The sequence below is a fragment of the Streptomyces sp. NPDC085937 genome, assembly GCF_044540535.1.
In the GTDB taxonomy this organism is placed as follows: Bacteria; Actinomycetota; Actinomycetes; order Streptomycetales; family Streptomycetaceae; genus Streptomyces.
This window is the reverse complement of sequence record NZ_JBITSH010000005.1, coordinates 371,935-394,096: the sequence shown is the minus strand read 5'-3', so window position 1 is coordinate 394,096 and position 22,162 is coordinate 371,935. Positions and strand designations below refer to the sequence as shown.

The following is a 22,162-nucleotide window of genomic DNA, read 5'->3' as shown; positions in this document are numbered from 1 at the left end:
TGTGACCGGGATCAAGACGACCGGCGAGAAGAAGATGATGTTCTTCTCCGGCCGCGCCCACCCCGAGCTTGCCGAGGAGGTCGCCCAGCAGTTGGGTGTCGGGGTTGTCCCGACGAAGGCCTTCGACTTCGCGAACGGCGAGATCTATGTGCGGTATCAGGAGTCGGCCCGTGGTGCCGACTGTTTCCTGATCCAGAGCCACACGGCGCCGATCAACAAGTGGATCATGGAGCAGTTGATCATGATCGACGCGTTGAAGCGTGCGTCGGCCCGTTCCATCACGGTGATCGTGCCGTTCTACGGCTACGCCCGCCAGGACAAGAAGCACCGTGGCCGTGAGCCGATCTCGGCGCGGCTGATCGCGGATCTGATGAAGACCGCGGGTGCGGACCGGCTGCTGACGGTGGATCTGCACACGGACCAGATCCAGGGCTTCTTCGACGGCCCGGTGGACCACCTGTTCGCGCTGCCTCTGCTCGCGGACTACGTGGGTGCGAAGGTGGACCGCTCGAAGCTGACGGTGGTGTCCCCGGACGCCGGCCGGGTGCGGGTGGCGGACCGCTGGTGCGACCGTCTGGGCGCGCCGCTGGCGATCGTGCACAAGCGCCGGGACAAGGACGTGGCGAACCAGGTCACGGTGCACGAGGTCGTCGGCAAGGTGAAGGGCCGCGTCTGCGTCCTGGTGGACGACATGATCGACACGGGTGGCACGATCTGTGCGGCGGCGGACGCCCTGTTCGCGCACGGCGCGGAGGACGTGATCGTGACGGCGACGCACGGTGTGCTGTCGGGTCCGGCGGCGGACCGGCTGAAGAACTCCCGGGTGAGCGAGTTCGTGTTCACGAACACGCTGCCGACGCCGAGCGAGCTGAGCGAGAGCCTGGACAAGATCACGGTGCTGTCGATCGCTCCGACGATCGCGCGGGCGGCGCGTGAGGTGTTCCAGGACGGGTCCGTGACCAGCCTGTTCGACGAGCAGTAAGGGTTCTGCAGTCGCGCGTCCGTTCGGCTGCCGGTGATCGTTTTGGGTACGGCCTCCTGGTCCGAGTAGACTTCTCGAGTTGCTCGGCGAGGGAGGCCGTACCGCTTCTTCTGAGGCTCGTACGGCGGTCCGTTATCGACGCGCTCTTCGTAGCAGGCCGTTCGTGGCCGGGTGACCACGTCCGTTTCTGACTTCGAGGAGTGAGCATGTCCGAGGTGAAGATCTCCGCCGCGACGCGCGACGAGTTCGGCAAGGGTGCCGCGCGCCGTATCCGCCGTGAAGACAAGGTTCCGGGTGTCCTGTACGGCCGCGGTTCCGACCCGCTGCACCTGACCCTTCCCGGTCACGAGCTGCTGCTGGCGCTGCGTACGCCGAACGTCCTGATCGCGCTGGACATCGACGGCAAGAGCAACGAGCTGGCGATCCCGAAGTCCGTGCAGCGTGACCCGCTGAAGGGCTTCCTGGTCCACGTCGACCTGCAGCTGGTGCAGCGCGGCGAGAAGGTCCAGGTCGAGATCCCGGTGCACACCGAGGGCGAGCTGGCCCCCGGCGGCAACCTGCTGGAGCACGTCCTGTCCGCGCTGCCGGTCGAGGCCGAGGCCACCCACATCCCGGAGAGCGTGACCGTGTCGGTCGAGGGTCTGGCGGCCGGCGCCTCCGTCCTCGCCAAGGACATCACCCTGCCGAGCGGTGTGACCCTGTCCGTGGAGGACGACACCGTGGTGCTGCAGGTCCTGGCCGCGCAGGCCGAGGAGGCCCCGGAGGGTGCCGAGGGCGACGAGGCCGCCGCCGAGGCCTGAGCCTCGTAGAGAGTCGTCGTTCGTCGGCCGCTGCTCCCGTGCGGGGGCGGCGGCCGACGCGTATGGGTGGAGGAGGGCGTGGGTGTGACGGCGGATGCGGGTGCGGCGGGTCCCTGGCTGATCGCGGGGCTGGGCAATCCGGGGCCCGGGTATGCGATGAACCGGCACAACGTGGGGTTCATGGTGGCGGACCTGCTGGCGGAGCGGATGGGCGGCCGGTTCAAGCGGGCGGCGAAGGCGCAGGCCCAGGTCGTGGAGGGCCGGGTGGGGCCGCCGGGGCCGGGGAGCCGGCGGGTGGTGCTGGTGAAGCCGATGTCGTACATGAACCTGTCGGGCGGGCCGGTGAACGCGCTGCGTGACTTCTACAAGGTGCCCGTGGACCGGGTGGTGGCGGTCCATGACGAGCTCGACATCGACTACGGGACGCTGCGGCTGAAGCTGGGCGGCGGGGACAACGGGCACAACGGCCTGAAGTCGCTGACGGGGGCGTTCGGGCGGGAGTACCACCGGGTGCGGTTCGGGATCGGCCGGCCGCCGGGGCGGATGCCGGTGGCGGACTTCGTGCTGAAGGACTTCTCGTCGGCGGAGCGCAAGGAGCTGGACTACTTCGTGGACCGGGCGGCGGACGCGGTGGAGTGTCTGGTGACCGAGGGGCTGGAGCGGGCGCAGAGCGCGTACAACTCGTGATGCGCCGAGGGGACTTCGCGGGACATGTCGCCCGGTGCCGCCCCCGCGGGTTGACCAGCCGCGAGGTCATGGCCAAAGATCGCGGCCATGCCTTCCGCTGTCCGTTCCTCGCGCGGTGACTCCGCGCTGCGTTTCGGCCGGTTCGTGGCGATGGGCACGGTCGCCGTGCTGATCCTGATCGCCGGTGTGTGGGCGTCGTGGGGCACGGCGCAGCACGTGATGCTGACCAAGGGGCGTGAGCGCGGCACGGTGGAGGTGACGCGGTGCGCCGACGACGGCTGCTCGGGTCCGTACGCGCCGCTGTCTCCCGGGTCGCAGCCGCGCGCGAAGGTGGTGCTGGACGACTCGGTGGCGGTGGAGACGGGCCGCACCTACACGGTCGTGCTGAAACCGGGCGGCCGGGAGGCGGTACGGTCCGGCCCGGCGGGGGTCCTGTACGCGTGGGTGCCGCTCGGGGGCGCGCTGCTGCTGGCGTCGGTGGTGGTGGCGGGCGGTCTGCTGCGGACGCGGCTCGCGTGGCTGATGGCGCTGGCGGGCGCGGGGCTGCTGACGGCGGCGTTCGTGGCGCTGTAGGCGCCGCTGGTGTGTGGAACGGGCGGTGCCCCTGGCCTCCTGCGAGGTCAGGGGCACCGCCCTTTCGTGCGGCCGGCCCGTCAGCCGGTGTTGCGCAGGCCGGCGGCGACGCCGTTGACGGTGAGCAGCAGGGCGCGGGAGAGCAGCGGGTCGGGCTGCTGCTCCGCGGCGGCCGCGTCGCGCTGGCGCTTGAGCAGGGCCACCTGGAGGTAGGAGATCGGGTCCAGGTAGGCGTCGCGGATGGTGAAGGTCTGCTTGAGGACGGGGTCGGCGTCCAGCAGTTCCCGCTCGCCGGTGACGCGCAGCACCTCGGCGACGGTCAGCTCGTGCTCGGCCTTGATGGTGTCGAAGACGTGCTTGAGCTCGTCGGGGACGAGGGTGTCGACGTAGTGCTGGGCGATCCGCAGGTCGGTCTTGGCGAGGGTCATCTCCACGTTGGAGATGAAGTTGCGGAAGAAGTGCCACTGCTCGTACATCTCGTCGAGCACGCCCTCTCCTCCCAGCGTCGCGGTCAGGCCGGCCTCGCGCAGGGCCTTGAGGCCGGAGCCGACGCCGAACCAGCCGGGGACGATCTGCCGGGACTGGGTCCAGCCGAACACCCACGGGATGGCGCGCAGGCCGTCGAGCGAGACGCCGGAGCCGGGGCGGCGGGAGGGCCGCGAGCCGAGGTGCAGTTCGGCGAGCTGGTCGACCGGGGTGGAGGCGAGGAAGTACGTCGGCAGGTCGGGGTCCTCGACGAAGGCCCGGTACGCGGAGTGGGCGGCGTCGGAGACGACGTCCATGGCGGCGTCCCAGCGGGCGAGGGCCTCGACGGACTGGCGGGGCGAGGTGTGCAGCGCGGACGCCTGCAGGGTGGCGGCGACCGTGAGTTCCAGGTTCTCCCGGGCCAGGGACGGGATGAGGTACTTGTCGGAGATGACCTCGCCCTGCTCGGTGACCTTGATCTCGCCTTCCAGGGTGCCCCAGGGCTGGGCGAGGATCGCGTCGTGCGAGGGGCCGCCGCCGCGGCCGACGGTGCCGCCGCGGCCGTGGAAGAGGCGCAGGCGGACGCCGTAGCGGTGGGCGACGTCGCGCAGCCGGCGCTGGGCTCGGTGGATCTCCCACTGGCTGGTGGTGATGCCGCCGAACTTGGAGGAGTCGGAGTAGCCGAGCATGACTTCCTGGACGTCGCCCCTGAGCGCGACGAGGCGCCGGTAGGACGGGTCGGAGAGCATGTCCTCGAGGATGGTGTCGGCGGCCTTGAGCTCGTCGGTGGTCTCCAGCAGCGGCACGATGCCGATCCTGGCCCAGCCGGCGTGCAGGTCGATCAGGCCGGCCTCGCGGGCGAGGACCGCGGCGGCGAAGACGTCGTCGGCGCCCTGGCACATGGAGATGATGTACGACTCGACGACCTCGGGTCCGAAGACCTCCAGGGCGCGCTTGACGGTCCGGAAGACGCCGAGGGTCTTCTCGCCGGCCGCGTCGACGGGCGCCGGGGTGGGGGCGAGCGGGCGCCGGCTGCGCAGCTCCTTGGCGAGGAGCCTGGAGCGGTAGTCGCGGGGCATGTCGGCGTAGCGCCAGGACTCCTCGCCCAGTCGGTCGAACAGCTGGCCGAGGGCGTGGTGGTGGGCGTCGGCGTGTTCGCGGACGTCCATGGTGGCGAGCTGGAGGCCGAAGGCGGCGAGGGTGCGGATGGTGCGGGCGAGGCGCCCGTCGGCGAAGAGGCCGCCGCGGTGCTCGCGCAGGGAGGCCTGGATGATCCGCAGGTCGGTGAGGAGTTCACCGGTGCCGAGGTAGTCGCGGCCGGGCTCGTGGGGGGTGCCCTTGGCGAGGCGGAGCTTGGTGTTCTCCAGCTTCTGCCGGATGCAGGTGGCCTTGAGCCGGTAGGGCTCCTCGGCGTTGAGCCGCTTGTAGCGGGGGCTGATCTCGGGCAGGGCGTCGAGGTCGGCCTGCAGGGAGGTCAGCAGCTCGTCCGTCGCGCCGGTGTAGCGGATGGAGTTGGACAGGAAGCCGCGCAGCTCGTCGATCATCTCCAGGGCGTCGTTGATGCCGTGTTCGTGCTGGAGGATGAGGACGTCCCAGGTGACCTGGGGGGTGACGTTGGGGTTGCCGTCGCGGTCGCCGCCGATCCAGGTGCCGAAGGTCAGCGGGCGGGTGTCGTCCGGGAGATGGACGCCGACGCGCTCCAGTTCGGCGGTGAGGTCCTCCAGGACGTCGCCGACGGCGCCGGCGTGGAGTTCGTCGAGGTAGTAGATGGCGTTGCGGGCCTCGTCGGCGGGCTCGGGGCGCACCACGCGCAGTTCGTCGGTCTGCCAGACGAGGTCGATGTTCTCCGCGAGGCGGGTGTCCAGGCGGCGCCGGTCGGAGGCGAGGACCGGGGTCTCCAGGAGGGCGGCGATCCGGCGGAGCTTGTTGAGGACGGAACGGCGGGCGGCCTCGGTGGGGTGGGCGGTGAAGACGGGCCGCACGTTGAGGTTGCGGACGGTCTCGCGCAGGTGCTCGGGGTCGGCGTCCTTGAGGCGGTCGGCGGTGCGGGAGAGCAGACCGCCCTCGGCGGCGCGACGGGCCGCCAGTTCGCGTCCGCGGTGGACCTGTTCGGTGACGTTGGCCAGGTGGAAGTACGTGGAGAAGGCGCGGACCAGCTTGGCCGCCGTCTCCAGTTCGGTGCCGCGCAGCAGCTCGGCGGCGGCCTCGCCGTCCTCGCGGGTGAGGCGGCGGACCTTCTCGACGAGGTCGAGGAGCTCCGGGCCCTCCTGCCGTACCAGGGTCTCCCCGAGGAGGTCGCCCAGTCGGCGGATGTCGGCACGCAGCTCGGTGCTCGTCGTGGTGGTCTGGTCGTCGGCACTGCTCACAGGTGCGGCTCCTTGCAGTGTTGAAGCTCGTCTGGGAGGGAACCCGAACGAGCGTCTCGCGCGGCGTGCGCCGCTTGCGGGCCGGACGTCCGGGAAGAAATCAGAGCGGACCGCGCTGTCCGACCGACTTCCAGGATAGGTGTCATGCCGGACGCGCTGGCCCACGGGCTCTTGCCGCCGGGCAACGCACTGCCATACTTACGATGCCGTAGGTTACGGGACCGTAGGAAAGAGAGGCGGTTCCGGCAGTTCGGCACCTTCCCTCAGTCCACATACCCCACAGGGGAACGCATGACCTCACGCTCCGATGTGCTCGACGAAGCCCCGAAGCAGTCCCGGTCCGACGACGACGTGCCCTCCGCCACGCTGGGCGGGGAGCGGAAACGCTCCATCGAGCAGCTGACCCTGCTGCTCTTCATCGTCGTCCCCTTCCTCGCGCTGGTGGCCGCCGTGCCGCTGGCCTGGGGATGGGGAGTGAGCTGGCTGGACCTCGGCCTGCTGGTCTTCTTCTACTTCCTGGGATGCCACGGCATCACCATCGGCTTCCACCGTCACTTCACCCACGGCTCGTTCAAGGCGAAGCGGCCGCTGAAGATCGCGCTGGCGATCGCCGGTTCGATGGCGGTCGAGGGGCCGCTGGTGCGCTGGGTGGCCGATCACCGCAAGCACCACAAGTTCTCCGACGCCGAGGGCGACCCGCATTCGCCGTGGCGGTACGGGGAGACGATCCCGGCGCTGGTCAAGGGCCTGTGGTGGGCGCACATCGGGTGGATGTTCGACGAGGAGCAGACACCGCAGGAGAAGTACGCTCCGGATCTGATCAAGGACCGCACGCTGCGGGCGATCTCCCGGCAGTTCGTGCTGTGGACGCTGGTGTCGCTGGGGCTGCCCGCGCTGATCGGCGGCCTGGCGACCATGTCGTGGTGGGGCGCCTTCACCGGCTTCTTCTGGGGTTCCCTCGTCCGGGTGGCCCTGCTGCACCACGTGACGTGGTCGATCAACTCGATCTGCCACGCGGTCGGCAAGCGTCCCTTCAAGTCGCGGGACCGTTCGGGCAACGTGTGGTGGCTCGCGGTGCTGTCGTGCGGTGAGTCCTGGCACAACCTGCACCACGCCGACCCGACGTCCGCGCGGCACGGGGTGGAGCGCTGGCAGGTGGACTCCTCGGCCCGGCTGATCCGTTGGTTCGAGCAGCTGGGATGGGCGTCGGACGTGCGGTGGCCGTCACGCTCGCGTATCGATTCGCGGCGTGTCGCCTCGGATGGCGCCGCCCGGCGCGGGAAGGAACCCGCCGAGGCGGCATGATGGTCGCCGTGGCGACCGACTCCAGCACCCCCAGCAATGACAAGCCGCGGCGTGCGCGCCGCACCCGGATGACCGGTGCGGAGCGCCGCCAGCAGTTGCTGGAGATCGGCCGCACCCTCTTCGCGGCGAAGGGGTTCGAAGGCACGTCGGTGGAGGAGATCGCGGCGAAGGCCGGGGTCTCCAAACCGGTGGTCTACGAGCATTTCGGCGGCAAGGAAGGGCTCTACGCGGTGGTCGTGGACCGCGAGATGCGGCGTCTGCTGGACATGGTGACCGGCTCGCTGACGGCCGGTCACCCGCGTGAGCTGTGCGAGCAGGCCGCGTTCGCCCTGCTGGACTACATCGAGGAGTACACGGACGGGTTCCGCATCCTGGTCCGTGACTCCCCCATCCCCCAGTCGACGGGGTCGTTCGCCTCGCTGATCTCGGACATCGCCACCCAGGTGGAGGACATCCTGGGCCGCGAGTTCAAGAGCCGCGGCTTCGACCCGAAGCTGGCGCCGCTGTACGCGCAGGCGCTGGTGGGGATGGTCGCCCTGACGGGCCAGTGGTGGCTGGACGTCCGCAAGCCGAAGAAGGCGGAGGTGGCGGCCCATCTGGTCAACCTCGCCTGGCACGGTCTGGACGGCCTGGAGCCGAAGCCCCGCCTGATAGGCCACCGCAAGGCCTAGCCGGCGGGCAGGCTCCGCTGCCGCGGGCCCTGGTCCGCGGGCGTGCTCTCCAGGAACTCCAGGCGGTTGCCGACCGGGTCCTCGCTGAAGAAGCGGCGGTGGCCGGGGAGCTCCTCGTCCCAGGTGACCGGGGCGCCGTGGGCGGCCAGCCGGGCGGCGAGCGCCTCGATGCCGGTGACCCGCAGGCCGGGGTGGGCCTTGCGGGCGGGGCGGAAGTCCCGCTCGACGCCCAGGTGGAGCCGTAGGTCCCCGGTCTCGAACCAGCAGCCGCCGCGCGCGGCGAGGGCGGGCGGTTTCGGCACCTCGGTGAGGCCGAGGGCGCCGGCGTAGAAGGCGCGCAGAAGGTCCTCGGAGCCGGGCGGTGCGGCGAGCTGCACATGGTCCAGGGCGGTCAGCACGGTCAGGCCTCCTTGACGGCGACGGCGAAGACGCGGCGGAACGGGAACGGGGTGCCGTGCGCGGTGGCCGGGTACGCGTCGCGCAGCGCGGCGCGGTACTCGTCGAGGAAGGCGTCCCGCGCCCCGGGGTCGTCGGCGAGGGCGGTGAGGACGGGCCGCAGGCCAGTGCCCTTGACCCAGTCGAGCACCGGGTCGTCCCCTGTCAGCAGATGGACGTACGTGGTCTCCCAGGCGTCGACCGCGCAGCCGAGGCCGGCCAGGTGCGCCAGGTATTCCTCGGGGCGGGAGACGGCGTCCTCGTGGCGCAGCACGCCGGTCAGGCGGTCCCGCCAGCGCGGGGAGGCGGCCAGGTCGCGCATCAGGACGTGACTGGGGGCGTCGAAGTTGCCGGGCACCTGGAAGGCGAGGGTGCCGCCGGGCACGAGCCCGTCGATCCACGCGCCGAACCGCCGCACGTGCCCGGGGATCCACTGCAGGGTGGCGTTGCTGACGATCAGGTCGTACGGCTCCCGCGGGGTCCAGGTGCGGACGTCGGCGTGGGCGAAGTCGAGCCGGCCGCCCCCGTCGGTGGGGCCCTCGTGGTCGACGCGGGCCTTGTCGAGCATCTCGGGGGCGTTGTCGTAGCCGGTGACGCGGGCGGTGGGCCAGCGGCCGGTGAGCAGGGCGGTGACGTTGCCCACGCCGCAGCCGAGGTCGGCGATGCGGGGCGGGGTGCCGGGCAGGCGGGGGACGCGGGCGAGCAGGTCGGTGAAGGGCCGGGTGCGGTGCCCGGCGTGGCGCAGGTACTGGGCGGGGTCCCAGACGGGACGGGCGGCGGCTGCGGACACGGGACCTCCCGGATCGCGGATCGGCGTCACCTCCAGCGTCACCCACCATTCCTCTCGACGTCAAGATACTCGACATCAAGAGACTTCACATCGACACAACCACTACACTGATCCTTATGGAGGACGAGGTCGATCGGCTGGTCGCAGCATGGCGCCGGGAGCGCCCGGACCTCGACGTGGAACCGCTCGAGGTGCTGAGCCGGGTGAGCAGGCTGGCCCGGCACCTGGACCGCGCGCGCCGCCTCGCCTTCACCGAGCACGGCCTGGAGTCCTGGGAGTTCGACGTCCTGACCGCGCTGCGCCGCGCGGGCACCCCGTACCAGCTCTCCCCGGGGCAGCTGCTCACGCAGACGCTCGTCACCTCGGGCACGATGACCAACCGCATCGACCGCCTCGCCAAGAAGGGTCTGGTGGAGCGGCTGCCGGACCCCAGTGACCGGCGCGGTGTGCTGGTGCGGCTGACCGAGGAGGGCCGGGACCGCGCCGATCAGGCGCTGGCCGGACTGCTTGCCCAGGAGCGGGCGATCCTCGAAGGCCTCACCCGCACCCAGCGTGTGGAACTGGCGTCCCTGCTACGCCAGTTGACCGCCCCGTTCGACAACATTCCCGGTTAGGTCCACCGGTCCGACGCCCGCCCGGCGGGCGAGGGCCACCGCGGCCAGGGTGGAGTGCACGCCCAGCTTCCCGAGGACGTTCTGCATGTGGGTGCGCACGGTGTGCGGCGACAGGTACAGGCGCTCGGCGACGGCCTTGCGCCCCAGGCCCGCGACCATGCACCGCAGCACCTCCCGCTCCCGCGGGGTGAGCGACTCCACCAGCCGTTCGCTCTCCGTGCGGTGGCGGCGGGCGGCGGTCAGCTCCCGCAGGACGCCCGTCAGCAGGGCGGGCGGCAGATGCGTCTCGTCGCGCAGCACCCCGCGGATGACGGTGAGCAGCCGGCTCAGCGAGCAGTCCTTGGCCACCCAGCCGGAGGCGCCCGCCTGCAGGGCGAGGGCCGCACGGGCCGGGTCGTCCTTCTCGGCGAGGACCACCACCCTGACCTGGGGCTGCGCCGAACGCACCCCGGTCACCAGCGAGATGCCGTCGACCAGCCCGTCCTCGTCGACGGCCTGCACGGGCACGGCCGGACGGCCGGCCGGTGCCGCCGGCACGCCCAGATCGGCGTCGACGAGCAGCACGTCGAACCGCCGCCCCTCGGCGGCCGCCCGCTCCAGACACCGCAGCGCCGCCGGGCCGCTGCCCGCCGCGGACACGTCGACGTCGGGCTCCGCGGCCAGCGCCGCGGCCAGTGACTCGGCGAAGATGCGATGGTCGTCGACGACCAGGACTCGAATGCGAACCACGTAACCCCCTTCCCCGTGCTCTTCCCAGAGCAGGGGACTACCCCGTCGCCGGTGGACGACACCGGCGCGGACACGGCACCGAGGCCCCCGTGGCTTTCCCTCGCCGGACGCGGGACCGGCCGGCGCCCGCGCTCGGCCGCCGTGCCCGGCTGTCTCGCCCCCTGAACGCACACCGGCCCCCACCGGCGCTGAGCATCAGGGTACGGGCGGGGGACCGGAGCGGAAGCGGATTTGCAGAACTTGCGGCCTTGCGCGTTTAAGGTGTGCCGCATGTTTCGTCTTGAGACAGAAGTCGACAAGGCCCGACGCGATCTGCTCCACAAGCGGCTCCGGGACACCAACACGGCGGCCTCGCCGATCCTGCGCGCGCTGCGCGGGACCCCCGCCGAGCGTCAGTCGCCTTTGCACGTGTGGGCCCTGGACGCGAACGGCGAACTCGCCGGCGGCCTGGTCGGCCACACCTGGACGACCTGGCTCCACGTCACCTACCTGTGGGTCGACGCCGCCCACCGCGGCCGGGGCCTCGGCTCCGCCGTCCTCACCGAGGCGGAACGCCTCGCCGCCGGCGACCGTGCCTGCACCGCGTCCCGCGTGGAGACCTGGGACTTCCAGGCCCCGGACTTCTACAAGAAGCACGGCTACGACGTGGTCTGCGTCATCCCCGACTACCCACCGGGCATCACGGAGTACACCCTGACCAAGCAACTCGCCTGAGCGGCGCAGCCACTGGAGACATATCCGTTCACCCTGCCGCACGACGGCCCCGTAGGATCCCCGCATGCCCGCTGACCAACGCGTGACCCGCTCCACGTTCTCCGGTCGCATCCGGCCGATGTCCGTGCCGCGGCCGATGCCGCGGGTGCCCCGGCGGGTGTGGTCGGACGAGGACTGGGAGCGGATCCGACGCGGCTACTCCGCGCGGGGCATGGACGAGAAGTGGAACGTCTTCACGGAGGGCGAGGTCGTCTTCCTGCACCGGAGCTGGACGGGCAGAGGTATCTACGCGGCCACCTTCGCACCGGTCGACGACGGAGGCCGCCGGATCGTTCACGCCCTGGTGGAGGGCGACCCCAAGCGTTACCGGCGCACGGACGACGACTACGACCGCGTGATGCTGGAGCTGGTGATCAGCGCCATCGTGCTGGGCGAACCGGCGGCCGATCTCCGTGCCCGTCTGGTCGAGTTGACGCGCCAGGAGCCCGGTTCCGCCGAAGCGCCCGCCGAGCTGGTGCAGCACAGCGCGCTGGGACTGCGCTCGGATCGCTAGCCGGACGAGGAGGGCGGACGCCCCGCCCGGCGACGGCCGTGGCAGGGCATCCCCGAACGAGCGCGGCGGTCACCGCAGCCGGCGGGCTCCCGGCGACGGCACCGCCTCGAAGACGCGGGGGGTCCTGTGGCCCGCCGCCGCGAAGGCTTCCTCCACCGCCTTCGTGACGGTGGGGGCGTCCGCCTCCTCCACCAGCACGATCGCCGAGCCGCCGAAGCCGCCGCCCGTCATGCGGGCGCCCAGCGCGCCGGCCGAGACCGCCGTGTCGACGACCAGGTCGAGTTCCGGGCAGGAGACGCGGAAGTCGTCGCGCAGGGAGGCGTGGCCCTCGACCAGGAGGGGGCCGATGGCACGGGTGTCGCCGGACTCCAGGAGGGAGACGACCCGCTCGACGCGGTGGTCCTCCGTCACCACGTGACGGACCAGGCGCCGCACCTCCTCCTCGTCGCCCAGCCGCTCCAGCGCCGCGTGCAGCTCCTCGTACGCCACGTCCCGCAGGGCGTCGACGCCGAGCAGCGCGGCGCCCTTCTCGCAGCCCTCGCGGCGCTTGCCGTACTCGCCCTCGCTGTGGCTGTGCTTGACCTGGGTGTCGACGACGAGCAGGCGCATGCCCTCGGCGGCCAGGTCGAACGGGATCTGACGCTGGGACAGGTCCCGGGTGTCGAGGAACAGGGCGTGGCCGGCCTCGCAGCAGGCGGACGCCGTCTGGTCCATGATGCCGACCGGCGCGCCGACGTAGACGTTCTCCGCGCGCTGCGAGAGGCGGGCGAGCTGCCAGCCGCGCAGCCCCAGGTCGTACAGGTCGTTCAGCGCGAGGGCGACGACGACCTCCAGGGCCGCCGACGAGGACAGACCGGCGCCCGCCGGGACGGTGGACGCCAGGTGGACGTCCGCGCCGGAGACGGCGTGCCCCGCCTCGCGCAGCGCCCACACCACGCCCGCCGGGTAGGCGGTCCAGCGCTTGTCGGACTCGGGGACGAGGTCGTCCGGCGTGAGTTCGACGACCGGCCCGTCGATGTCGGCGGAGTGCAGCCGCAGGACGCCGTCGTCGCGCCGGGACACCGCCGCCACCGCGGTGTGCGGCAGGGCGAACGGCATGACGAAGCCGTCGTTGTAGTCGGTGTGCTCGCCGATGAGGTTGACCCGGCCGGGTGCCGCCCACACCCCGTCGGGCGCACTCCCGTACAGCTCCTCGAACCGTTCGGCGACGGCTCCCGCGACGGCCGCGCTGGACTCGCTCATGCCCGTGACCCCTGCCCCTTCGTTGCCTCTTACTTGGCGCGCTGCTGCGCGAACTCCCACGCGTCCGCGACGATCCCCACGAGGTCCGCGCGCGACGGGTTCCAGCCCAGCTTCTCGCGGGCGGTGGCGGCGGACGCCACCAGGACCGCGGGGTCGCCGCCCCGGCGCTCCGCCACGACCTCGGGGACCGGGTGCCCGGTGACGTTGCGGACGGTCTCGATCACCTCGCGGACCGAGAAGCCGTTGCCGTTGCCGAGGTTGCAGACCAGGTGCTCGCCGGGCGTGGCCGCCTTCAGCGCGAGCAGGTGGGCCTCGGCCAGGTCGGCGACGTGAATGTAGTCGCGTACACAGGTGCCGTCGGGTGTCGGGTAGTCGTCGCCGTAGACGGAGATCGCCTCGCGCCTGCCCTGGGCGACCTGGAGCACCAGGGGGATGAGGTGCGACTCGGGGTCGTGGCGCTCGCCGTAACGCCCGTAGGCTCCGGCCACGTTGAAGTAGCGCAGGGAGACCGCGCCCAGGCCGTGGGCCTTCGCCTCACCGCTGATCATGTGGTCGACGGCGAGCTTGGAGGCGCCGTAGGGGCTGGTGGGCCGGGTCGGGGCGGTCTCCAGGATCGGCACCTGCTCCGGCTCGCCGTACGTGGCGGCCGTGGAGGAGAACACCAGGCGGCCCACGCCCGCCTCGCGCATCGCGCCGAGCAGCGCCATGGTGCCGCCGACGTTGTTGTCCCAGTACTTCTCCGGCTTCTGCACCGACTCGCCGACCTGGGAGAAGGCCGCGAAGTGCAGCACGCCGTCGTACGAGGAGTCCAACCATTTGGCGGCATCGCGGATGTCGCCCTCGACGAACGCGGCGCCCTCGGGGACGCCCTCACGGAAGCCGGTGGAGAGGTTGTCGAGCACGACGACCTCGTGACCGGCCTCGACCAGATGCTGGGCGACGACGCTGCCGACATATCCCGCACCGCCGGTGACCAGGTACTTCCCGCTCATGAACTCGCTACCTCCCGCAGTCGTTCGGCCGCGCGCTCCGGCGGCACGTCGTTGATGAACACGTTCATGCCGGACTCGGAGCCCGCGAGGAACTTCAGCTTGCCGGACGTACGGCGGATGGTGAAAAGCTCGAGGTGCAGCGCGAAGTCGTCGCGCGTCACGCCCTCGAAGTCCTCCAGCGGGCCGAACGGCGCCTGGTGCCAGGCGGCGATGTACGGCGTCGGCGGTTCGTTCTCCCCGAAGATCCGGTCGAAGCGCCTGAGCAGTTCCAGGTACACCCGGGGGAACTCCGCGCGCGCCGCCTCGTCCAGTCCCAGCAGGTCGGGCACCCTGCGCTGGGGATACAGGTGGACCTCGTACGGCCAGTGCGCCGCGTACGGCACGAACGCCACCCAGTGTTCACCCTCCAGGACGACCCGCTCGTCCACCCGCTCGCGCTCGACCACGGCGTCGAACAGGTTCTCGCCCCCGGTCGCCTCCTTGTGCGCGGCCACCTGGCGGAGCATCAGGGCGGTGCGGGGGGTGGTGAAGGGGTAGGCGTAGATCTGCCCGTGAGGGTGCTGGAGCGTGACGCCGATCTCGGCGCCGCGGTTCTCGAAGCAGAACACCTGTTCAACGGAGGGCAGATGCGACAGCTCGGACGTCCGGTCCGTCCAGGCGTCCAGCACCAGCCGTGCCTGCCGTTCGCTCAGAGCGGCGAAGGAGGCGTTGTGGTCGGAGGTGAAGCAGACGACCTCGCAGCGGCCGGAGTCCCCGGCGAGCGAGGGGAAGCGGTTCTCGAAGACCACCACGTCGTACGAGGAGTCGGGGATCTCGCTCAGCCGCTCGCCCTGCGACGGGCACAGCGGGCACTGGTCGGCCGGCGGGTGGTACGTCCGCCCCTGCCGGTGCGAGGCGATGGCGACGGCGTCGCCCAGCAGGGCGTCGTGCCGGATCTCCGAGGTGGTGACGGTGGCGTCCAGCGGACGGCGGTCGACCGCGTCCCGGACGGTGTCGTCACCGAGGTCGTAGTAGATGAGCTCGCGGCCGTCGGCCAGCCGGGTCGAGGTCTTCTTCACTGGGGTACTCCTCCACGCCCGCCCGTCACTCAACACAATCGAACATAACACATCACAACCCACCAGTGATCGGCTCTGATCACAATCAAACAAAGAACGTGTAGGAACGTGTTCAGTCCTTGAACACGGAAGCGTAGATTCCGCATCGATCAGTTCGCGAACGAAGCGAGTGCGTATGCATACCCCCACATACCTGGCCGCGGAGCTTCGACTCCCCACCAACTGGCTGGACTACACGATCCTCGGGATCTACTTCGTCGTCGTTCTGGGCATCGGCTTCGCCGCCCGCCGGTCGGTCAGGACCAGCCTGGACTTCTTCCTCTCCGGACGCTCGCTGCCCGCCTGGGTCACCGGACTGGCCTTCATCGCCGCCAACCTCGGTGCCACCGAGATCCTCGGCATGGCCGCGAACAGCGCGCAGTACGGCGTCTACACGACGCACTGGTACTGGATCGGCGCCATCCCCGCGATGGTGTTCCTCGGCCTGGTGATGATGCCGTTCTACTACGGCTCCAAGGTCCGCTCGGTCCCCGAGTTCCTGCTGATGCGCTTCGACAAGGCGGCGCACCTGCTGAGCTCGATCCTCTTCGCGGCCGCCGCCATCCTGATCGCCGGCGTCAACCTCTACGCCCTCGCGATCGTCGTCGAGGCCCTCCTCGGCTGGCCTCAGTGGGTGGCCATCGTCGTCGCCGGGGCTTTCGTCCTCGGCTACATCACCCTGGGCGGTCTGTCCTCGGCGATCTACAACGAGGTCCTGCAGTTCTTCGTCATCCTGGCGGCGCTCATCCCGATCACCGTGCTCGGTCTGAAGAGCGTCGGCGGCTGGGACGGCCTCACCGACTCCCTCACCAAGGCGCACGGCGACGACTTCGTCACCGCCTGGGGCGGCACCGGCATCGGCAGCGACAACCCCCTCGGCGCCAACTGGCTGACCATCGTCCTCGGCCTGGGCTTCGTCCTCTCCTTCGGCTACTGGACGACCAACTTCGCCGAGGTGCAGCGCGCGCTGTCCGCGAAGAACCTGTCGGCGGCCCAGCGCACGCCGCTGATCGCCGCGTTCCCGAAGATCTTCATCGTCTTCCTGGTGATGATCCCCGGCCTGGTCGCCGCCGTGCTGGTCCCGAAGATCGGCACCAGCGGCTCGGACCTGCAGTACAACGACGCCATCCCGTTCCTGATGCAGCAGCTGCTGCCCAACGGCGTGCTCGGCATCGCCGTGACCGGTCTGCTGGCCGCGTTCATGGCGGGCATGGCCGCGAACGTCTCCTCGTTCAACACCGTCTTCACCTCCGACATCTGGGCGAAGTACGTGGTGACGGACCGCGAGGACTCCTACTACGTGCGCTTCGGCCGCCTGATCACCGCGATCGGCGTGGTCGCGTCCATCGGCACGGCGTTCCTGGCCAGCTCCTTCTCCAACATCATGGCCTACCTCCAGACGCTGTTCTCCTTCTTCAACGTGCCGATGTTCGTCGTCTTCATCATCGGCATGTTCTGGAAGCGCGCGTCGATGAAGTCCGGCTTCTGGGGTCTGGTCGCCGGCACCACCGCCGCGATGATCAACTACTTCGTCATCTACGAGCAGGGCATCATCGACATCCCCTCCGACCAGGGCGCCAACTTCGTCTCCGCGATCGCGGGCTTCGTCGCGGGCGCGGTCGTCATGGTCGCGGTGTCGCTGTTCACGGCGCCCAAACCCGCCGCCGAGCTGCAGGGCCTGGTCTACGGCACCCGCTCGCCCGGCATGGCGGAGCCGCCCGCGGAGGGCGACGACGCGTGGTACCGCAAGCCGGCGCTGCTGGGCTGGGGTGCGGTGATTCTGGCTGCCGCCTGCTACATCCCGTTCTCGTTCTGACCGCGGGAGGATTGAGAGAGCATGTCCGAGCACAACTCCGAGAGTGACCTCCAGAAGGAGATCACCGAGCTGGAGACCAAGTCCGCGACGGCCGCCCGGTTGTTCGACATCCGGCGGATCATCGGTGGGTTGTTCGTGCTGTACGGGGTGATCGTGATGATCGCCGGGTTCACCGCGTCGGATGCGGACATCGACAAGGCGCAGGGGGTCAACATCAACCTGTGGACGGGGTTGGGGATGCTGATCCTCGGCCTGCTGTTCCTCCTCTGGCTCTGGCTCCGCCCGACGGCCCCGCCGCCACCCCCGACCGACGAGAACACCCCCACCGGCTGACGTTCCCCTTCCACCACGGGGTGTGCGGCTCCCTTCACACGGGGGGGCTGCACACCCCGTACCCGTAAGCACCACCGACGCGGGTGCAGGCCCTGCACACCCGTGTGCTCGTCACACCCCAGCCCTCACCGAACCGCGCCGCAGGCGTCAGCCGCCCGCCCCCCGGGGGGACGCGCGGTCCAGGAGTCCCGTGCGGGCCGCCAGAGCCGCCGCCTCCAACCGCGACCCCACCCCCAACTTCATCAGCACCCGCTGCACATGCGTCCGAGCGGTCGACGGCGCGATCCCCATCCCCGCCGCGATCAGCCGCGTGTCCTCCCCGTCCGCGACCCGCACCAGCACCTCGACCTCCCGAGGCGTCAGCATCCGCAACAACCGCGCCCCCTCGTCATCCGGCTGAGCCGCGGGATTCAGCAACTCCCCGAACGCCCCCTGCAACAACGCCGGCGCCACAGCGGCCTCCCCTGCCCGCGCCTTCAGCATCGCCCGCTCGACCCCCTCGATCCGCTCGTCGTGCCGGACGTACCCCGACGCCCCCGCCGCGAACGCCGCCGCGATCCCCCGCGGCGACGGCACCGGCCCCAGCACCACCACCGCCACCTGCGGCCGCTCCCGCTTGATCTTCACCACGGGATCGAACGTCCCGGCCTCCGCCGGCGCGGCCGTCCCCAGCAGACACACCTCCGGCGCCCTGCTGATCACCAGATCCGCCGCCCCCGCCGCGGGCGCCGCCGCGGCCAGCACCCTGTGCCCTCGCAGCTTCAGCGCCGAGGCCAGCGCCTCGGCGAGCAATCGGTGGTCGTCGACCACCATCAGCCGCACTCCCATCGGACAATCATCCCCCCAGACAACACGCCCCCGGATGCCCCCGGAAGCTACACGCTTGTTCGACGTCGCGCTCCCCCTACCGGCGAGAATCGCCCCGGAACGCCGAAATTCTCGTGTTCGGTGGCGAAGAGCGCGTGATGAGCGGTACGCGAACGGCCCCGCCCCTGAACAGGGACGGGGCCGTTGCACCCACCAGGGGTACGACCGAAGCGGGACGGCACCGCTCAACCGAAGCAGAACGGCACCACTCGACCGAAGCCGACCGGCAACCGATCAGCTCGTACCGAACGCGATCACCGAGTACTCCTTGTCACGACTGGCGTAGTCACTCGCGAACACGGAGGACATGTACAGACCCCCCTGCCCGTAGAGCACCTCCGAGTAGTCCGGCGACATCCGCGACTCGACGTCCCGCACGGCCTCCGTCGACGGGTTCTCCATCAGCACGGTCTGCTTGAAGGAGCCACCGTCGATGCTGACGACCTGCCCGCCCTTGTCGTACGGCGGACGCTTGTACGCGATCACGTTGCCGCCGTCCATCCGCAGCGGGTAGATCTCGTAGTCTTCACCGGCGTCGGCCCGCTGACCGGTCTGCTTGCCGGTCGCCAGGTCGAAGGCCACGACCTCGTTGGTCTGGCCGTGGGACTCCCCGCCGGTGTCGTGCTCCTCGGTCGCGATGTACAGCCGGTCGTTGCCGACCGTGACACCCGTGCAGCTCTCGACCTTGTAGATCGTGTCGCAGCGCGCCGCGAACTCGTCGCCCGGCGCGGAGAGGCGGGCGCGCAGCTTGCCCGTCTTGTTGTCGACGGAGAAGAAGTCGGAGATGCCGCTGCCGTCGCCGGCGGAGTCACCGACGTCGGCGGCCACCACCAGGGGGTCGGTGGACACGACGGCCGCGTACTCGATGCCGCCGTCCATCTTGTACTCGGTGATGACGTCACCGGTCTTGGGGTCGACGGTCTGGATGTGCAGCTGACGGTCCTCACCGTACGAACCGCACTTGCGGACCGCGACCAGCTTCGCACCGCCGCCGTACCCGGCGTCGTAGCAGGAGTCGGACGTCTTCGGCGCCCACAGTTCCTTGCCGTCGGCGATGCTCCAGGCGGCGCCGCCGCTGGTGCTGCCGGCCGCCACGGTGCCGCCGCTGAGCGTCACGTTGTTGAAGTTGATCGGCATGGTGCCGGACTTGGCCGTCTTGGACCACACCTGCTTGCCTGCCTCCAGGTCGATCAGGGCGACCTGGGTGCAGGACTGGGGGTTGGTCTTGGTGGGCATGGCCGGCTTGTGGACGATGGCCGTCTTGTTGTCCTCGGTGAGGCGGCCGGTCGACGCGCACACCGGACCGGGCAGGTCCAGCGTCCACTTCTTGCCGCCGGTCGCGGGGTCGTAGCCGGTGATCTCGGAGAGCCCGCTCTTGGCGTAGACCGTGTCGGTCAGCCAGGAACCCGCGATGGGGATGCTGGAGGAGCCCTTGGGCACCTTCGGCGCGGGCACCTGGAACAGGACCTTGGACTTGGGGTCGGAGGGCGCCTTCTCCTTGGCCTCGCCGGACGTGCCCCCGGTGCCCTCGCCGGAGCCGCCGGTGGAGCCGTCGCCCTTGCCCTTCTCCTCGCCCTTGCCGTCGCCGCCGCCGGCGGTGGTCTGCTTGTCGTCGTCGGACGAGGACGCGTACCAGACGCCGCCGCCCACGATGAGGGCGATGGCCACGACGGCCGCGGCGATGATGGCCACGGTGCTGTTGATCTTGCGTCCGCCCGGCTGCCCGGCCTGCGCCTGCATCGGCACGGTCGCCTGCGGATAGCCGTACCCCTGCTGCCCGTATCCCGGCTGCCCGTACCCGGGCTGCCCGTACCCCGGCTGCCCGTACGGACCAGGCTGCTGCGGCTGGCCGTAGGGTCCGGGCTGCTGCGGCTGGCCGTACGGACCGGGCTGCTGCCCGGGATGGCCGTAACCGGCCTGCGGCTGCGGAGGCTGTGGCTGCTGCGGGTAGCCGTATCCGGCCCCCTGCGGGGGCGTCGGCGGCGCGGCGGGCGGCTGCCGGCCCGGGGCCTGCGGGTAGCCGTACCCCGGCTGGGGCGACTTGCTGAGATCCGGCCCGGCGGGCGGCTGCTGCCCCGGAGGCTGCGCGGGCGGAGCCGGCTGCCCGGACGGGGCGGGCGGCGTGGGCTGAGCGGGCTGCTGCGGCGGATCCGACGGGTCCTGCGGCGGTCCGAACCCCGGCTGCTGCGGGGGCTGGTTGGGCGGCGGTGGCGGCTGGGTCATGACGTGGGTACCTCGGGGAAGGGGACGACGGGCGGCGGGGAAGTGACGTGAGCGGTGCCCACGGGTCTCACTTGCCGTAGGCGAGCATCAACTTCTCCTTAGCGTCCTCATTGCCGGTCAGCCGGGTGGTGGACAGGTAGAAGCGGCCGTCGACCCAGTCGATCGCCTTGCTGAAGAAGCCGTTCTCGATGTCGGCGACGGCCTGCGGGTTCTGCATCAGCACGACCGGCTGGTGGTTCGCGCCGGACACCGGCAGGGCCACCACGCGGCCGCCCGCGTCGTAGGACGGCTCGACGTACGCGATGAGATTGCCGCTCTCGACCTTCATCGGGACCATCGACTCCTCCACGGGGGAGGACTGCCGCCACAGTTCCTTGCCGGTGGCGAGGCTGACGGCGACGATCTCGTTGGCCCCGGTGGTCGCCGCGGTCGGCAGGTAGAGGGTGTCGCCGTCGGCGACGACGCCGTCGCAGCCCTGGAGGTCGCGCGCGAGGATGGCCCAGCCGCAGCCGGGGTCGAACTTCTCGTCGACGGAGACCTGCGAGCGCAGCTTGCCGGCCGCGGTGAAGGAGGCGATGTTCCAGGCCTTCTTGTCGCCGTCCTCCTCCTTGGTGGCGTAGACGACCAGCGGGTTCACGGAGTACGCCCGCTCGACCCTCCAGCCCTTCTGGTACGCGTAGGTCCACTTGACCTTGCCGGTCGCCGGGTCGAGTTCACGGACCTCGTCGTGCTCGTTGGTGCCGCCGGCGCCGCAGGACGCGACCTGGATCAGCCGCTCACCGCCCGCGAAGGCGGCGGGGAAGCAGGGGGCGTCGCCGTACCGCTTGGAGTCGAACAGCTTCCTTCCGTTCCGCACGTCGTACGCCGTGCCGGACTGCGAGCGGCCGACCATCAGCGTGTTGCCGGTGAGGGACATCTCGATGGACAGCACGGAGTCGAACAGGGCGCCGTCGGCGACCTCCTGTGTCCAGCCCTTCTCACCGGTGGTGAGGTCGAGAAGCTGGAGCCGGTTGCACTTGGCGCTGTCGCTGCTGCTGCTCATGTAGGCGACGACGACCTTGTCGTCGGCCGTCTTCTGCGGGGTGACCGCGCAGATCTTGTGGGGGAAGCTGATGGTGTCCCAGGCGGGCTTGCCGTCGCTCACGTTGTAGGCGTAGACGTCCTTGTAGGCCGCCTTGACCGCCGTCTTCCCCGTGACCCACAGGCCGGGGGCGTCGGCGCCGGAACCGGGCGCGTCGGGCGCCTCCTTGTACCAGAGCACCTTGGACTCACCGGCCTGGCGGCCCTCGTTGAGGTCCTCGGGGTCCTCGCCGCCGTCGCCGCTGCCGTCGCCGGGGTTGACCGGGGCGGCGTCCGACTTGCCGGGCTTGGGGTCCTCGGTCGGCTGGGCGACCGGCTTGTCCTTCGTGTCGTCGCCGCCGGAGACGGCCCACACGGTGCCGCCGACGACGAGCGCCACCGCGACCGCCGCGGCGGCGATCAGCAGGGGCTTGCCCTTGAAGGGGTTGCGGGGACCGCCGCCGGGCGGGGTGCCGGGAGCGCCGGGGAACTGCGGCTGCTGCGGGTGGCCGTAGCCGGGCCGGCCGTACGGTCCGGGCTGCTGCGGCTGACCGTAGGCTCCGGGCTGCTGCGGCTGACCGTACGGGCCGGGCTGCTGCCCCGGGTAGCCGTAACCGGCGGGCGGCTGCTGGGGGTAGCCGTACCCGGGCTGCGGAGCGCCGGACGGCGGCCCCTGCGGGGGCGGCGGGGTCGACGGCGCGCCCTGCGGCGGGGTCTGCGGCGGCCCGAAGCCACCGCCCGGCGGCGGATCCTGCGGTGGTCCGAAGCCGCCCTGAGGCGGCTGGTTGGGCGGCTGAGTCATCAGCGCGTTCCCCCTTGCTCACTGATTTTTAGCCACGCCCTGAGGTA

21 protein-coding genes are annotated in these 22,162 nt (G+C 70.9%); 11 read left to right on the top strand and 10 right to left on the bottom strand.

The genetic code is table 11. From position 1 onward, the window contains the following. Position 1: 1 nt before the first annotated feature. The 4 genes from ACIF8S_RS14485 to ACIF8S_RS14470 all read left to right on the top strand — a co-directional run bounded on the left by ACIF8S_RS14485 (position 2) and on the right by ACIF8S_RS14470 (position 3,042). Positions 2 to 982 carry a ribose-phosphate diphosphokinase gene (locus tag ACIF8S_RS14485; RefSeq protein ID WP_024886538.1) on the top strand — a complete coding sequence of 327 codons (981 nt, stop codon included), beginning with the start codon at positions 2 to 4 and terminating at the stop codon, positions 980 to 982. 206 nt (positions 983 to 1,188) lie between these two features. Beyond that, the gene (locus ACIF8S_RS14480; RefSeq protein WP_399999430.1) at positions 1,189 to 1,782 is read left to right on the top strand and encodes a 50S ribosomal protein L25/general stress protein Ctc; all 594 of its coding nucleotides are present in this window, start codon (positions 1,189 to 1,191) and stop codon (positions 1,780 to 1,782) included. A gap of 78 nt (positions 1,783 to 1,860) precedes the next feature. Next, positions 1,861 to 2,469, top strand: a complete 609-nt coding sequence (pth, locus tag ACIF8S_RS14475) for an aminoacyl-tRNA hydrolase (RefSeq protein ID WP_399999429.1) — start codon at positions 1,861 to 1,863, stop codon at positions 2,467 to 2,469. Between the two features lie 87 nt (positions 2,470 to 2,556). Continuing rightward, complete coding sequence (locus tag ACIF8S_RS14470; protein ID WP_399999427.1) at positions 2,557 to 3,042, top strand: hypothetical protein; 486 nt, start codon at positions 2,557 to 2,559, stop codon at positions 3,040 to 3,042. Between the two features lie 80 nt (positions 3,043 to 3,122). Here ACIF8S_RS14470 and ppc read toward each other — a convergent pair whose 3' ends face one another. Continuing rightward, entirely contained in the window at positions 3,123 to 5,873 is a 2,751-nt protein-coding gene (gene ppc / locus ACIF8S_RS14465; RefSeq protein WP_399999426.1) for a phosphoenolpyruvate carboxylase, read from the bottom strand. Between the two features lie 291 nt (positions 5,874 to 6,164). On the opposite strand from ppc, the gene ACIF8S_RS14460 reads away from it, so the two are divergent. Next, a complete protein-coding gene (locus ACIF8S_RS14460) occupies positions 6,165 to 7,178 on the top strand; it encodes a fatty acid desaturase (RefSeq protein ID WP_349791647.1) in 1,014 nt (337 codons plus the stop codon). Beyond that, positions 7,175 to 7,849, top strand: a complete 675-nt coding sequence (locus ACIF8S_RS14455) for a TetR/AcrR family transcriptional regulator (RefSeq protein ID WP_349791645.1) — start codon at positions 7,175 to 7,177, stop codon at positions 7,847 to 7,849. Before ACIF8S_RS14460 ends, ACIF8S_RS14455 begins: the two co-directional genes overlap by 4 nt. Here the strand turns inward: ACIF8S_RS14455 and ACIF8S_RS14450 are convergent. Further along, positions 7,846 to 8,247 carry a VOC family protein gene (locus ACIF8S_RS14450; protein ID WP_399999425.1) on the bottom strand — a complete coding sequence of 134 codons (402 nt, stop codon included), beginning with the start codon at positions 8,245 to 8,247 and terminating at the stop codon, positions 7,846 to 7,848. The two genes, ACIF8S_RS14455 and ACIF8S_RS14450, sit on opposite strands and share 4 nt — an antisense overlap. 2 nt (positions 8,248 to 8,249) lie before the next feature. Beyond that, the gene (locus tag ACIF8S_RS14445) at positions 8,250 to 9,074 is read right to left on the bottom strand and encodes a trans-aconitate 2-methyltransferase (RefSeq protein WP_399999424.1); all 825 of its coding nucleotides are present in this window, start codon (positions 9,072 to 9,074) and stop codon (positions 8,250 to 8,252) included. Positions 9,075 to 9,190: 116 nt separating this feature from the next. Between ACIF8S_RS14445 and ACIF8S_RS14440 the strand changes: the two genes are divergently transcribed. Next, the gene (locus ACIF8S_RS14440) at positions 9,191 to 9,688 is read left to right on the top strand and encodes a MarR family winged helix-turn-helix transcriptional regulator (protein ID WP_145826916.1); all 498 of its coding nucleotides are present in this window, start codon (positions 9,191 to 9,193) and stop codon (positions 9,686 to 9,688) included. On the opposite strand, the gene ACIF8S_RS14435 is transcribed toward ACIF8S_RS14440, so the two are convergent. After that, positions 9,647 to 10,417, bottom strand: coding sequence for a LuxR C-terminal-related transcriptional regulator (locus ACIF8S_RS14435; RefSeq protein WP_399999423.1), 771 nt, complete (start codon positions 10,415 to 10,417; stop codon positions 9,647 to 9,649). The genes ACIF8S_RS14440 and ACIF8S_RS14435 overlap by 42 nt on opposite strands. Positions 10,418 to 10,687: 270 nt before the next feature. Here ACIF8S_RS14435 and ACIF8S_RS14430 point away from each other — a divergent pair, with 270 nt between their 5' ends. Next, positions 10,688 to 11,131, top strand: a complete 444-nt coding sequence (locus tag ACIF8S_RS14430) for a GNAT family N-acetyltransferase (protein ID WP_399999422.1) — start codon at positions 10,688 to 10,690, stop codon at positions 11,129 to 11,131. A 136-nt stretch (positions 11,132 to 11,267) separates the two neighbouring features. Beyond that, positions 11,268 to 11,684, top strand: coding sequence for a hypothetical protein (locus ACIF8S_RS14425; protein ID WP_399999466.1), 417 nt, complete (start codon positions 11,268 to 11,270; stop codon positions 11,682 to 11,684). A gap of 69 nt (positions 11,685 to 11,753) precedes the next feature. On the opposite strand, the gene galK is transcribed toward ACIF8S_RS14425, so the two are convergent. The 3 genes from galK to galT are packed head-to-tail and all read right to left on the bottom strand — an operon-like array spanning position 11,754 to position 14,976. Beyond that, positions 11,754 to 12,926 (bottom strand): galactokinase, encoded by a 1,173-nt coding sequence (galK, locus tag ACIF8S_RS14420; protein WP_399999421.1) that lies wholly within the window; start codon positions 12,924 to 12,926, stop codon positions 11,754 to 11,756. A 29-nt stretch (positions 12,927 to 12,955) separates the two neighbouring features. Then, the gene (galE, locus tag ACIF8S_RS14415) at positions 12,956 to 13,918 is read right to left on the bottom strand and encodes a UDP-glucose 4-epimerase GalE (RefSeq protein WP_349791632.1); all 963 of its coding nucleotides are present in this window, start codon (positions 13,916 to 13,918) and stop codon (positions 12,956 to 12,958) included. Beyond that, positions 13,915 to 14,976: a galactose-1-phosphate uridylyltransferase gene (galT, locus tag ACIF8S_RS14410; RefSeq protein ID WP_399999419.1), complete on the bottom strand. Its 1,062-nt coding sequence runs from the start codon at positions 14,974 to 14,976 to the stop codon at positions 13,915 to 13,917. Before galT ends, galE begins: the two co-directional genes overlap by 4 nt. Positions 14,977 to 15,151: 175 nt before the next feature. On the opposite strand from galT, the gene ACIF8S_RS14405 reads away from it, so the two are divergent. Together ACIF8S_RS14405 and ACIF8S_RS14400 are read left to right on the top strand one after the other, a co-directional pair. Continuing rightward, complete coding sequence (locus tag ACIF8S_RS14405; protein WP_399999418.1) at positions 15,152 to 16,831, top strand: sodium:solute symporter family protein; 1,680 nt, start codon at positions 15,152 to 15,154, stop codon at positions 16,829 to 16,831. A 21-nt stretch (positions 16,832 to 16,852) separates the two neighbouring features. After that, positions 16,853 to 17,164, top strand: coding sequence for a hypothetical protein (locus ACIF8S_RS14400; RefSeq protein WP_349791628.1), 312 nt, complete (start codon positions 16,853 to 16,855; stop codon positions 17,162 to 17,164). A 147-nt stretch (positions 17,165 to 17,311) separates the two neighbouring features. Here ACIF8S_RS14400 and ACIF8S_RS14395 read toward each other — a convergent pair whose 3' ends face one another. The 3 genes from ACIF8S_RS14395 to ACIF8S_RS14385 form a co-directional block, all read right to left on the bottom strand. Next, a complete protein-coding gene (locus ACIF8S_RS14395) occupies positions 17,312 to 17,992 on the bottom strand; it encodes a LuxR C-terminal-related transcriptional regulator (protein WP_349798491.1) in 681 nt (226 codons plus the stop codon). A gap of 273 nt (positions 17,993 to 18,265) precedes the next feature. After that, on the bottom strand, positions 18,266 to 20,254 hold the full coding sequence (locus ACIF8S_RS14390; RefSeq protein ID WP_399999416.1) for a PQQ-binding-like beta-propeller repeat protein: 1,989 nt from the start codon (positions 20,252 to 20,254) through the stop codon (positions 18,266 to 18,268). A gap of 67 nt (positions 20,255 to 20,321) precedes the next feature. After that, positions 20,322 to 22,115, bottom strand: coding sequence for a PQQ-binding-like beta-propeller repeat protein (locus tag ACIF8S_RS14385; RefSeq protein ID WP_399999414.1), 1,794 nt, complete (start codon positions 22,113 to 22,115; stop codon positions 20,322 to 20,324). Between the last annotated feature and the right edge of the window lie 47 nt (positions 22,116 to 22,162).